Annotated in this window: 11 protein-coding genes and 1 riboswitch; of the genes, 6 read left to right on the forward strand and 5 right to left on the reverse strand. The window is 52.3% G+C overall.

Annotation, left to right across the window (positions count from 1 at the left end; genetic code table 11):
- Nucleotides 1-13 precede the first annotated feature (13 nt).
- Together SK34_RS08205 and SK34_RS08210 are read left to right on the forward strand one after the other, a co-directional pair.
- Nucleotides 14-745 carry a fimbrial biogenesis chaperone gene (locus SK34_RS08205; protein ID WP_048232810.1) on the forward strand — a complete coding sequence of 244 codons (732 nt, stop codon included), beginning with the start codon at nt 14-16 and terminating at the stop codon, nt 743-745.
- Complete coding sequence (locus SK34_RS08210) at nt 742-1,815, forward strand: type 1 fimbrial protein (protein ID WP_048232812.1); 1,074 nt, start codon at nt 742-744, stop codon at nt 1,813-1,815. The genes SK34_RS08205 and SK34_RS08210 overlap by 4 nt, the downstream gene beginning before the upstream one ends.
- Nucleotides 1,816-1,870: 55 nt before the next feature.
- On the opposite strand, the gene ribB is transcribed toward SK34_RS08210, so the two are convergent.
- The gene (gene ribB / locus SK34_RS08215; protein ID WP_003838130.1) at nt 1,871-2,524 is read right to left on the reverse strand and encodes a 3,4-dihydroxy-2-butanone-4-phosphate synthase; all 654 of its coding nucleotides are present in this window, start codon (nt 2,522-2,524) and stop codon (nt 1,871-1,873) included.
- Between the two features lie 106 nt (nt 2,525-2,630).
- A riboswitch (FMN riboswitch) is annotated at nt 2,631-2,780 on the reverse strand.
- A gap of 132 nt (nt 2,781-2,912) precedes the next feature.
- On the opposite strand from ribB, the gene ubiK reads away from it, so the two are divergent.
- Nucleotides 2,913-3,209: a ubiquinone biosynthesis accessory factor UbiK gene (gene ubiK / locus SK34_RS08220; protein ID WP_003024618.1), complete on the forward strand. Its 297-nt coding sequence runs from the start codon at nt 2,913-2,915 to the stop codon at nt 3,207-3,209.
- A gap of 32 nt (nt 3,210-3,241) precedes the next feature.
- On the opposite strand, the gene glgS is transcribed toward ubiK, so the two are convergent.
- Nucleotides 3,242-3,448 (reverse strand): cell surface composition regulator GlgS, encoded by a 207-nt coding sequence (gene glgS / locus SK34_RS08225; RefSeq protein WP_019077704.1) that lies wholly within the window; start codon nt 3,446-3,448, stop codon nt 3,242-3,244.
- Between the two features lie 260 nt (nt 3,449-3,708).
- Between glgS and SK34_RS08230 the strand changes: the two genes are divergently transcribed.
- Entirely contained in the window at nt 3,709-4,338 is a 630-nt protein-coding gene (locus SK34_RS08230; protein WP_048232814.1) for an OB-fold-containig protein, read from the forward strand.
- A gap of 23 nt (nt 4,339-4,361) precedes the next feature.
- A complete protein-coding gene (locus tag SK34_RS08235) occupies nt 4,362-6,029 on the forward strand; it encodes a flotillin family protein (RefSeq protein WP_048232817.1) in 1,668 nt (555 codons plus the stop codon).
- A 92-nt stretch (nt 6,030-6,121) separates the two neighbouring features.
- Here SK34_RS08235 and hldE read toward each other — a convergent pair whose 3' ends face one another.
- The 3 genes from hldE to SK34_RS08250 form a co-directional block, all read right to left on the reverse strand.
- Nucleotides 6,122-7,555 carry a bifunctional D-glycero-beta-D-manno-heptose-7-phosphate kinase/D-glycero-beta-D-manno-heptose 1-phosphate adenylyltransferase HldE gene (gene hldE / locus SK34_RS08240; RefSeq protein WP_048232819.1) on the reverse strand — a complete coding sequence of 478 codons (1,434 nt, stop codon included), beginning with the start codon at nt 7,553-7,555 and terminating at the stop codon, nt 6,122-6,124.
- Nucleotides 7,556-7,614: 59 nt separating this feature from the next.
- Nucleotides 7,615-10,455 (reverse strand): bifunctional [glutamate--ammonia ligase]-adenylyl-L-tyrosine phosphorylase/[glutamate--ammonia-ligase] adenylyltransferase, encoded by a 2,841-nt coding sequence (gene glnE, locus SK34_RS08245; protein WP_003846303.1) that lies wholly within the window; start codon nt 10,453-10,455, stop codon nt 7,615-7,617.
- Nucleotides 10,456-10,580: 125 nt separating this feature from the next.
- The gene (locus SK34_RS08250; RefSeq protein WP_048232820.1) at nt 10,581-11,882 is read right to left on the reverse strand and encodes a CYTH domain-containing protein; all 1,302 of its coding nucleotides are present in this window, start codon (nt 11,880-11,882) and stop codon (nt 10,581-10,583) included.
- Between the two features lie 241 nt (nt 11,883-12,123).
- Between SK34_RS08250 and SK34_RS08255 the strand changes: the two genes are divergently transcribed.
- A complete protein-coding gene (locus SK34_RS08255; protein ID WP_048232822.1) occupies nt 12,124-12,744 on the forward strand; it encodes a TIGR04211 family SH3 domain-containing protein in 621 nt (206 codons plus the stop codon).
- Nucleotides 12,745-12,775 lie beyond the last annotated feature (31 nt).

Raw genomic sequence — 12,775 nt, forward strand, 5'->3', positions numbered from 1 at the left:
TTAAGGATGAAAAATGACATTATTTAAAAAATTGCCAATAGTACTACTCGCCTTATCACTCACCTCTCAGGCGGCAATTCAACCTGACAGAACGCGGATAATATTTAACGGCAACGAAAAAGCCAGCAGCCTGAAAATCGAAAACCAGAGCAAGCAGCTGCCCTATCTGGCCTATTCATGGATTGAAGATGAAAAAGGTAATAAGGACGACACCTTTCTGGTTGCCCTGCCTCCAATACAACGCTTAAATCCCAGCGCAATTTCACAAGTGAGGATCGTTAAGCAGGATAAAGCTCGCTCACTACCTCAGGATCGGGAAACGCTGTTCTATTTTAATGTCCGTGAAATTCCACCTGCGCCAGAAAATAAGGGAAGCAATGCCATTGTGCAGATGGCCCTGCAATCTCGATTGAAATTGTTCTGGCGTCCAGCGGCTTTGAAGAAAAAGCCGGGTACTGAAGTTGAACTTCAGCTCAAAGTTAGCCAACAGGGAAATACGCTGTTGGTTAATAATCCTACCGCCTACTACATTACGTTGGCTTTTTTTGGCAAAGACAGCAAAAGCCAATTGTCAGGCTTTAGCAGTAAGATGATTGCCCCTTTTTCCTCTGTCACATTAAATGCCGGCGGTTATAACGGAAATGCGTTCGCACTAGGATATATGGATGATTATGGCGGACTGCGCATGCTGAACGTGAAATGCCATGGTCAATGCGATCTTATCGTGCCGGAGGCCAGAAAATGATCCGCACGCTACGGTTATTTCTGCTGTTAATATTCATCGCGCTCCCTTTTCGTTCAGCGCTGGCGGTTCACTGCTATCTGGGAGCCACCGGAGGTCCTGTTGAAGGTTATACCGCTATCGAGCCGTTTGCAGTCCCTAACAACGCCAAACCCGGGGACAAAATCTGGGAAAGTAATGATATAAAAATTCCCGTGTACTGTGATAACGCCACTTCCGATGATGGATATAGCGGTGAAAACGCCTATGCCTGGGTTAACCCCTATGCTTCTGTCAATGATACCTACTACCAGTTAGGTGTCACCTACGAAGGCGTTGATTATGACGCGACGCAAGGTGCTATCAGTATTGATACCCACCAGTGTATTGATAATCAGAAACTGAAGATCTATAACCCGGCGCAAATCAAAGCCAGCGGTTGGGAACATTATCTTTGCTCAGGTAATGCGGAAGATACACACTACTCGAGAACGTTTATCGCACGAATGCGCCTGTATGTAAAAGTCATCTCTATGCCTCCCCATGACTACACCAGTAGTATCGGCGATTATATTCTTGTGCAGTTTGATGGTGTTGGTGGTATCAACGTCAGCCCGGATGCCGCTAACCTGAAATATCATGTCACTGGATTAGATCAAATTCGAGTACTGGACTGTAGCGTAAAATTCAACATCTATCCTGAAAATCAGACCATTGACTTTGGCACCTTTAATAATATGGAAATCAATGCCAAAACCATGACCAAAAGTTTCTCCATCAAGACTATAAAGAATTTAAATGCAGACAGTGGATGTACTGATACATTCAAAGTTTCATCTTCATTCTATACTACTGAAGAATTAGCAGAAGATGATACTTCACTGAGAATAGGGAATGGCTTGCAATTAAAAATCCGTAATATGGAAGATAATACACTCTCCACCTACAACGAGTACGCAGAGTATGCCGAATTTGATACGGAATTATTGACCAGAGAGAAAAGTTATCAAGCAGAGTTAAGTCAAGTCGCTGGCGAGGCCGTTCAGACCGGACCATTTGAAACGGTAGTGTTATTTAAAATTAACTACAACTAAACAAAAAAAAGCCGATGGCATTGCATCGGCTTTTCTTCACCATGGCACTGTACGATTAGCTGGCTTTGCGCTCGTGCGCCTGACGGTAAGCCACCAGGTCTTCGATAGTCACCACCGCCATATTATGCTTGCCGGCAAATTCGATGCACTCTGGCGCACGCGCCATGGTGCCATCGTCGTTGGTCAGTTCGCACAGCACGCCTGCCGGTTTAAACCCTGCCAGCGTCATCAGGTCGATGGTCGCTTCAGTATGACCACCGCGGGTCAACACGCCGCCAGCCTGAGCACGCAGCGGGAAAACGTGCCCCGGACGGTTAAGATCGGAAGGTTTGGCGCCATCCTTAATTGCCGCACGCACCGTAGTCACACGGTCCGCAGCGGAAACACCGGTGGTCACGCCCTCTGCTGCTTCAATTGTCACGGTAAAACCGGTGCCGTAAGCACTGGTGTTATTTTCCACCATCATTGGCAGATCGAGCTGTTTGCGTCGGTCTTCAGTGATGCACAGGCATACAATACCGCTACCGTGACGGATGGTCAGCGCCATCTGTTCTACGGTCATGGTCTCTGCCGGGAAAATCATATCGCCTTCGTTTTCGCGATCTTCATCGTCAAGCACCATCACACCGCGTCCTTCACGCAGCGCAGACAGCGCATGTTCAACACGTTCGAAAGCCGTACCAAAAGAGGAAAGTAGCGTCTGATTCATGGTAAAAAAACCTCACTAAAATTATGGTTACCAGAATCAGGGCAGTCTTAGGAGTACCGTCTAAGCGGCAAAAAAATAACGTGAGCGGGTCCATGCCCGACTGGATCGTTACTCTCTCCCATCCGGACTCTAACCGTCGGCCCCGGAATTACACCGGATCTGCTGACCTTTTTGCCGTAACAAAAAGCGCTCGCGGGCTTTCAACATCAGTTGATTTACCGCCGGTGGGGAATTTCGCCCCGCCCTGAGAATAAGCGGGTTAACTATAACGCTATTGATTACCTTCATCAACGCCTTTACTCGTCTTAGCTTCACACAATTCTGGTTTATGCCTGTGCCAGTTCGCACTACAATAGGCAGCAACACGTACCAGTTCAGGGAAACCACAATGATTGACCCGAAAAAAATTGAGCAGATCGCTCGTCAGGTTCACGAGTCGATGCCGAAAGGGATCCGCGAGTTTGGCGAAGACGTCGAGAAGAAAATTCGTCAAACGCTGCAGTCACAGCTGACCCGTCTGGATCTGGTAAGCCGTGAAGAATTCGATGTACAGACTCAGGTTTTATTGCGCACACGTGAAAAGCTGGCGCTGCTTGAGCAACGTCTGACTGAGCTGGAATCGCGTGAAAAAACGGCAGAAGTTAAACCTGCCCCCGCGATCCCGTCAGTCGATCCGCAAGAGTAAAACGACAACGGGCCGCAAGGCCCGTTTTTCTGTTAGTGTTCCAGTTCTAGCTTCCTGGCTTCCGTCGCCTGCTGGCAGTACAGCGCATAGCGTTTGCAAAACCAGCTTCGATGTTCTTCATCCATGTTCCCGGTTATCGCCTGGATATCAACGGGATGGCCCTCAGCCTGCATTCTGGCAAAACTACGGGCCAGGAAATCGAAATTGTTCATTGAATACATATTGCTGTTCATGAGCATACCCTCCAGTTATTGAATATCTGCTAAGGCCATATGCTTTTTCTAATTTCAGTATTTCCCTGGATACGAAGTTATTCTGTACATATTGTGCGCAAAAAAACCGCCTGCTTCACAGTTTCCTACGAAATCTAAGAGGGGGATGAGCCCCTTTTCGGATTAAAGACCAGGGTAACGCATGTTATTGTAACGTCATGTAAAAGTAAGAGGTAAAACCATTACTTTTGACACGGACAGGGAACGCAGTAACAGGAGGAAACAACTTGGCATTATTCACGGATTACAACAGCCCCTACCTGTTTGCTATTTCATTTGTACTGTTGATTGGCCTACTGGAAATCATCTCTCTTATTTTTGGCCATTTTCTTTCAGGTGCGCTTGATGCTCACCTCGAACATTACGATGCCCTGACTTCCGGCAATATCGGCCAGGCGCTTCACTATCTCAATATCGGGCGGATCCCGGCACTGATCGTACTGTGCTTACTCGCTGGCTTCTTTGGACTCTTCGGCATCCTCCTTCAGCATGGCTGGGTCACGCTGTGGCAAGCACCGCTCAGCAACCTGCTGCTTGCTCCGGTGAGCTTTATTCTTGCGGTCTTCGCCGTGCATTACAGCGGAAAAATCATTGTTCCCTGGCTGCCGCGGGATGAAACCACCGCCCTCGCTGAAGATGAATTTATCGGCAGCATGGCGATTATTACCGGACATTCCGCAAGTGCCGGAACCCCCTGCGAAGGCAAATTTACCGATAAGTTCGGGCAGACTCACTATGTGCTGCTGGAGCCTGAAGCGGGCAAAGAATTCAAAAAAGGAGACAAGGTGCTGATTATCTGCCGACTCTCCGCAACGCGTTACCTGGCCGAGCTAAACCCCTGGCCGACTGTTTTATAATTTTATACAGAGGGATCTTATAGATGGATGATGTTTTTGGCATGTTACCTTCATGGATGTTTACCTCCATTGTGGCGGTGGTCGTCTTAGTAATTATCGGGATTATTTTTGCCCGCCTGTATCGCCGCGCATCTGCTGAACAGGCGTTTGTGCGTACCGGTCTTGGCGGACAAAAAGTGGTGATGAGCGGCGGCGCAATTGTCATGCCTATCTTCCACGAAATTATTCCTATCAACATGAACACCCTCAAACTTGAGGTGAGCCGTTCAACTGTCGACAGTCTCATCACCAAAGACCGTATGCGCGTGGATGTCGTCGTCGCCTTTTTCGTACGTGTAAAACCGTCTGTTGAAGGGATTGCTACCGCCGCACAGACGCTGGGACAGCGGACGCTGTCACCAGAGGATTTACGTGTGCTAATAGAAGATAAGTTTGTTGATGCCCTACGTGCCACTGCGTCGCAGATGACCATGCATGAACTGCAGGATACGCGTGAAAACTTCGTTCAGGGCGTACAAAATACCGTCGCGGAAGACCTGTCCAAAAACGGCCTGGAACTGGAGAGCGTTTCACTCACCAACTTTAACCAGACCGAAAAAGTCCATTTCAACCCGAATAACGCCTTTGATGCCGAGGGTCTGACCAAGCTGACCCAGGAAACAGAACGCCGTCGTCGCGAACGTAACGAAGTCGAGCAGGACGTAGAAGTTGCCGTTCGTGAGAAAAACCGTGATGCGCTGGCACGCAAGCTGGAAATCGAACAGCAGGAAGCCTTCATGACTCTCGAGCAGGAGCAGCAGGTGAAGACCCGCACGGCCGAGCAAAACGCCAAAATTGCCGCCTTCGAAGCCGAACGTCATCGTGAAGCTGAGCAGACGCGCATTCTTGCAGAACGCCAGATTCAGGAAACAGAAATCGAGCGCGAACAGGCGGTGCGATCCAGAAAAGTCGAGGCCGAGCGTGAAGTTCGCATTAAAGAAATCGAACAACAGCAGGTAACGGAGATTGCTAATCAGACAAAATCTATCGCCATTGCCGCCAAGTCCGAACAGCAGTCTCAGGCTGAAGCACGCGCTAACGATGCACTAGCCGAAGCGGTTCGCGCCCAGCAGAACGTAGAAACCACCCGCCAGACCGCAGAAGCGGATCGTGCCAAACAGGTGGCGTTGATTGCCGCTGCGCAGGATGCAGAAACCCAGGCGGTTGAACTGACCGTCCGGGCAAAAGCGGAAAAAGAAGCCGCAGAATTGCAGGCGGCGGCAATTGTGGAACTGGCCGAAGCCACGCGGAAAAAAGGTCTGGCGGAAGCCGAAGCCCAGCGTGCGCTGAACGATGCTATCAACGTGCTTTCCGACGAACAGACCAGTCTGAAATTTAAGCTGGCCCTGCTGCAGTCCCTGCCAGCAGTCATTGAGAAATCCGTTGAGCCAATGAAGTCTATCGATGGGATCAAGATTATCCAGGTTGATGGTCTGAATCGTGGCGGCGCCGTCGGTGAAGTGACCGCAGGTAACGTAACCGGAGGGAATCTGGCTGAGCAGGCATTATCCGCCGCCCTTGCCTATCGTACACAAGCGCCGCTGATTGACTCGCTGTTAAATGAAATTGGTTTGTCCGGCGGTTCGCTGTCGGCACTGGCCGATCCGCTGAAAAACAGTCCACAGCCTGTTGAGAAAACGACTGAAGAATAAGAAACAGAAATGCCGGATGGCAACGCTTACGCGTTTTATCCGGCCTACAACCTCGTAGGCCGGACACCGCCATCCGACAAACATTCCAATTGTTATTTATCGCTGTCTTTCTTGATCTTCTTGATGATATTGGTCGTTGAGCAGCCATCTTCGAAGTTCAGCACCAGCACTTCACCGCCGTTCGCCCATACCTCTTTGCTACCCGCAATATCTTCTGGCTTATAGTCACCGCCTTTGACCAGCAGATCCGGCAGGATACCGGCGATCAGACGCTGCGGTGTATCTTCTTCAAAAGAGACCACCCAGTCGACGGATTCCAGCGCGCCCAGCACGATCATGCGCTGTTCCAGCGGGTTGACCGGACGCGTTTCTCCTTTCAGACGTTTGGTCGACGCATCGCTGTTTACCGCCACGATCAGGCGATCGCCCAGCTTGCGCGCATTTGCCAGATAGGAAACGTGGCCCGCATGCAGGATGTCGAACACGCCGTTAGTCATCACCACTTTCTCACCGCGCTTGCGGGCGCTGGCAACGGCCTGTTTCAGCTCAGATTCGCTCATCACGCCAAAACCAGTATCAGCCCGACCACGCACCGCGTTTTCCAGTTCAATCGGAGAAACGGTGGAGGTTCCCAGTTTACCGACCACAACACCGGCTGCAGCGTTGGCAAAATAGCACGCCTCTTCCAGTGTGTTACCCGCCGCCAGCGTCGCCGCCAGCACGCCGATTACCGTATCGCCCGCACCGGTCACGTCATACACTTCCTGCGCCTGCGTCGGCATATGCAGTGGCGATTTGCCCGGTTGCAGCAACGTCATCCCCTGTTCTGAACGGGTAATCAGCAGTGCGGAAAGGTCGAAATCAGCAATCAATTTCATGCCGCGCTCAACCAGTTCATCTTCGCTTTTGCATTTACCCACTACCGCTTCAAACTCAGACAAGTTCGGCGTTAGCAGCGTTGCGCCGCGGTAACGTTCAAAATCGGTCCCTTTCGGATCGATAAGTACCGGCACGCCAGCCTTACGCGCCAACGCAATCATCTGCTGCACGCTTGCCAGCGCGCCTTTGGCGTAGTCGGAAAGCACCAGAGCGCCAATAGAACCCAGCGCCTGATTAATACGCTCGTGCAGCGGCTGCGGATCCACGCCTTCAAAACCTTCTTCAAAATCCAGACGAATCAACTGCTGGTTGCGGGAAAGCACGCGCAGTTTGGTGATTGTCGGATGCGTCGGCACGGAAACGAAGTCGCATTTTACGTTCACATCCGCCAGCGTTTTGCTCAGCGCACGCGCCGCGTCGTCGATACCGGTCAAACCCACCAGACGGGAATTTGCGCCCAGAGAGGCAATGTTCATCGCCACGTTTGCTGCGCCACCGGGACGTTCTTCGATGGTATCGACCTTCACCACCGGAACCGGCGCTTCAGGTGAAATACGGCTGGTAGGGCCGTACCAGTAGCGATCCAGCATCACATCACCGACAACCATGACTCCTGCACGTTCAAACTCTGGCAGCGTTACTTTCATTCCTGTCTCCTGAGAGATTCTCTGAGGGTCTTAAAATTTGCGCGCGATAATAGCACACTTCACTCGGCAACCAGCCACTTCTGCCAGCTGTCACGCACCAGTGTACGTTCAGCGTCAAAGTGCTCCAGCGCCACATGGCCCGGAAGTTCCTGCAACGCAAGATGGTGAAGTTCATCACGCAACGTCGTATAAGCACGGGTAAGCGCCAGCGCTTCCTGCTCGTCCATAATGTCGTTTTGCGCCAGTAATTCCAGAATGCGCACATTATCCGACCAGCGCGTCAGCTTCGGTTTTTCATGCGCATAGCGCAACACCAGATACTGCGTAATAAACTCAATGTCTGTGATGCCACCTTCATCCGCTTTAATATCAAAACGATCCCGATGCTTATTGCCCAAATGGGCGCGCATTTTCTCACGCATTTCACGCACGTCGGTCTGCAAGGTTTTCCCATCACGGACGAGGGTCATGATATCGCGACGAATCGCATCAAACTGAGAGGTCAACTGCGGGTCGCCATATACCACACGAGCACGCACCAGTGCCTGATGCTCCCATGTCCAGGCTTCGTTGCGCTGGTAATCGTCGAAAGCGTCGGTTGATGTCACCAGCATTCCCGCCGCGCCGGATGGACGCAGCCGCGCATCCACTTCGTACAAAATACCGGACGAGGTACGGGTGCTGAAAAGGTGCATAATGCGCTGCGACAGACGCAGATAGAACTGTCGCCCATCAATCTCACGTTCACCGTCCGTCATCACGTCCATCGGGCAATCATGCAGGAAGATCAAATCAAGATCCGAACTGTAACCCAGTTCCCAGCCGCCCAGTTTGCCATAGCCGACGACGGCAAAACCGCGCCCCTCACGTTCGCCAAGATGGGTAGGTTGCCCGTAGCGAGCAACCATCTGCGTCCACGCCTGCTGGACTACCGCATCAATAATCGCTTCCGCCAGCCAGGTTAAATGGTCGCTCACCTTCATCACCGGCAGCGTACCGGCGATATCAGCCGCGGCAATACGCAGTAGCTGCGTTTGTTTAAACTGGCGCAGTGCCTCCAGTTGCTGCTCTTCGTCATCTTCCGGCACGCGCAGCAAATACTGGCGCAGCTCATCACGGTAGGCGTCCGTCGCGGTAGGTTGATACAGGGTATTCGGATCCAACAGTTCATCGAGCAACAACGGATACCGCGCCAGCTGGCTGGCGACCATCGGCGAGGCCGCACAGAGCGAAATCAAATGCTTCAGCGCCCCGGGGAATTCGCTCAGCAGTTCCAGATAGGTCGTGCGAGTCACAATACCCACCAGCAGCGGTGTAATGCGTGACAGCGGGACTGAGGCGTCGTCACGCGTACAGACATCGCTCAGCAGATGCGGCATTAAATGATCCAGCACCTGGCGTCCACGCGGGCCAATGGTGCGTTTATCCAGCTCTTTGCGGAAATCAGCAATCAGAGACAGCACGCGCCGCCGATCGTCATCCGCCAGATGCGTCAGCACTGGCGTGGTGTCATCTTCCTGTAAGGCGTCCTGCCACAATTCGCGCCACTGTTCTGAGAGCGACTCTTCCTGGGTTTCAGCTTCGTCATCGCCAATCAGCTCGTTGAAGACCCGGCGCACATTGTCCATATGATTGGTCAGCACATCGGTTAACTGCTGCCAGTCATCAACGTTCATCCCCCACGCCAGCCGCGCGCGATTCAGTTCATCACCCGGCAGCGTCTGGGTCTGCTCATCATTGATACTTTGCAGCAGGTTTTCCAGGCGGCGTAAATAGAGATAGGCTGCGCGCAGTTGTTCCGCGTCGGTATCAGAAAGCAAGTGCAGCGCATTGATGGCGCTAAGCGTCGGTAACAGCGAGCGGGATTGCAGCGATGGCTCGCGCCCACCGCGAATCAGCTGGAATACCTGCACGATAAATTCGATTTCACGAATGCCGCCCGCCCCTAGCTTGATGTTATCTTTCAGGCCACGACGGCGTACTTCACGCGCAATCATCCCTTTCATGTTACGCAGCGACTGGATCACGCTGAAATCAATATAGCGACGGAAGACAAAAGGCCTCAGCATGGCACGAAGCTCGCTGACGTATGTACCGTCGGCATCGCCCATAATGCGGGCTTTAACCATCGCATAGCGTTCCCAGTCGCGCCCTTGTTCCTGGTAATAATCCTCCAGCGCGGAGAAGCTCAGCACCAGCGGGCCGCTGTCGCCAAACGGGCGTAAACGCATATCCACCCGATAGACAAACCCATCCATTGTGGGCTGATCCAGCACTTTGATAAGCCGCTGGCCCATACGGGTAAAGAACTGCGCGTTATCCAGCTCGCGACGCCCACCCTGTGTGCTGCCGTGTTCCGGCCAGGCAAAAATCAGGTCGATATCGGAGGAAAAATTCAGCTCGCCGCCGCCCAGTTTCCCCATGCCTAAAATCAGCAGCGGCTGCGCCACACCTTCAGGATTACACGGCGTTCCCCATTCGCGACAGCAGGCTGCGTACAACCAGTCGCGCGCGGCAACGATCAACGTTTCAGCCAGATGACTTAGCTGCTGCAAAATACTCTCTTCGGTCACCAGCGACAGCGTCTGTGCCCAGGCGATACGCACCATAATGCGACGACGAAACAGGCGTAACTCACGCATCAGTGTGTTTTCGTCACTAACGTCAGCCAATGCTTGCTGTAACCAGTTGGCATAGTGTTGCCATTCATCCGCCAGGGGTGGAGTGCTTTCCAGCTCAGCCAGCCATTCGGGATGGGCAATAATGCTGTCACGGACAAAATCACTGAATGTAAGTACTGACTTCGCCTGAACGCTAAGCGAGGACTCAGATATTGCTGCTGGCAGCCGCTCAACAACGGTCGGCCAGTACTGCTGTAACGGTGAAGAGAGCTGCTTCATTTACGGGTTATCCTTTGAATGGTGCCGGATGCGTCTTTTCGCCTTATCCGACCTACATGACAGTTACACACATCGCGTAGGCCTGATAAGCGCAGCGCCATCAGGCATCCCGGCCTCGGCCCTGATTATCGTTTTCCGCTGTGCAGCCAGAACGGTTCCAGCGCGATCGCCTCGTTGCGGAAGTGTTCAATTTCAATATATTGGTTGGCCGCAATGGCGCGACGTAAGCCCTGCCAAGTAGCGATCCATTCTGATGCGACATTTTCGTCGTAGTATCCCGCCAGCATCAGCATGCTATCAATGTTGCGCGTCAAACGTGGAAGCTGATCGGCGTACTGATCGCCCAACGGCTGCGCAAAAGCGGTTTTCAGCTCAGCGGCATGGCGTGAAAGATGGGTATCAGAGAAGCGCTTAAAGGAGTCGGCAATTTTGCCCTGCGCCTTCGCATCCAGGAACGGCTGCCATCCTTTGGTCACCAGCCATTCGGTCAGCGCCAGCTTGGCCATTGCCGTTTGCGTACTGTAAACCGCCGAAATAGCAGAAACGTCCGACGTAATGATCGCTTCCGATTGGGTCAGCAAATCACGTAAGTGAGCGCTCGCTTTTCGTGGCACATTACCGCCAAACAACATCAGAATGTGACGCACCAGCCCCATTGCCGCCAGCACCTCGGCTTTCGCCCCTTTAACGCCGCGTACCCACAGCTCTTCGTGGTACTGCCACTGTGATAATGCCAGCTCCAGCGCCGCTTCCAACCCCTGCTCAATGCTTGCCTTCGCCGGAACCTTCAAAATCCGCGTCGGTTTGAGTTCGCGCGGCGCATTCCCCAGGGCCAAATGATAACCGCGCGCGGCTTTGCTCAAACTGCCCTGGCGTAAACCGGTTTGCGAAACCAGCTGGTTTGCCAGCTTCAGTACCGCACGGGTATCGCCGCTTAGCAGTTCAAGTTCAAGCTCACAGATAGGTTCTGCAAACTCGCCCGCTTTCACTTCCCCCACATCGAGGGCCATTTCAATCCGGCTGCCATCAACATCAACCAACCATTTCTCACGGAAAAAATCGGTGCTGAACAACGGCTGCACTTGAGAAGCAAGTTCAGCGGGCAGTTTGCCATCAGGCCAGACTTCCGTTGGGAACAAGGCGAGATCCAGCTCAGGCGCGTCCAGCGCAACGTTAAATTCCGGTCGTTGATGCAGACCGCCCGTCACGCGTCCGGCAATTTTCATGGTCATTTCGTAATGACCGTTTTCACCGCGAATACGCAGCCCCATATCGTGACCACGCAACCACGCATCCGGCGTTTCGTAGTAAATATTTAGTAACTGGCTGGGTGCATGATGCTCTCCCCCCAGCGTATTCAGACGTTCACGTAGCGCATCGACAGCGTCACTATTAACGATAAATTTTAATTCGATTTCCTGGGCCATGGTCTTGTACTTATGGGTTATGTCACAGTTGAGAAAACTGACTGCGAACTAAGTTCGTTCTTTATGGTCAGTAGATAGTATTTTGCGCCAAATTGCCATGCAACGAGCAATTTGACGGGCGTAAAAGTTTCGAGTGGTGGCAAAAAGGACACAGATGATTCCGATTGATGTCGAATGCTTTGCGTAGAGACACTGATGCCACTACTATCGTTCCACTTTCTATGACAATAACGACAGCCTGATGCCAAAATTACGCCTGATTGGATTAACTTTACTCGCACTTAGCGCCACTGCAGTCTCTCATGCCGAAGAAAAGCGCTATGTCTCTGACGAACTGAACACCTGGGTCCGCAGCGGTCCGGGAGATAATTATCGCCTCGTGGGTACGGTTAACGCCGGCGAGGAAGTCACGCTATTACAGACCGATGCCAACACCAACTACGCCCAGGTGAAAGACAGCACCGGACGTACCGCCTGGATCCCACTGAAAGAGCTGAACAGTACGCCGAGCCTTCGTACCCGCGTTCCCGACCTGGAAAACCAGGTTAAGACCTTGACCGATAAGCTCAATAATATCGATACCACATGGAATCAGCGTACCGCCGACATGCAGCAAAAGGTAGCGCAGAGCGACAGCGTGATTGACGGGCTGAAACAAGAAAACCAGAAGCTGAAGAACGAACTTATCGTGGCGCAAAAGAAGGTGAGCGCAGCCAACCTTCAGCTTGATGACAAGCAGCGTACTATCATCATGCAATGGTTTATGTATGGCGGCGGCGTGCTGGGTCTTGGTCTGCTGCTCGGTCTGGTTCTGCCACACATGATCCCAAGCCGTAAACGCAAAGATCGCTGGATGAACTGAATCGCCTTCTCCGCCACACTGACATATGATT

The organism is Citrobacter sp. MGH104 (assembly GCF_001034485.1).
Classification (GTDB): Bacteria; Pseudomonadota; Gammaproteobacteria; order Enterobacterales; family Enterobacteriaceae; genus Citrobacter; species Citrobacter freundii.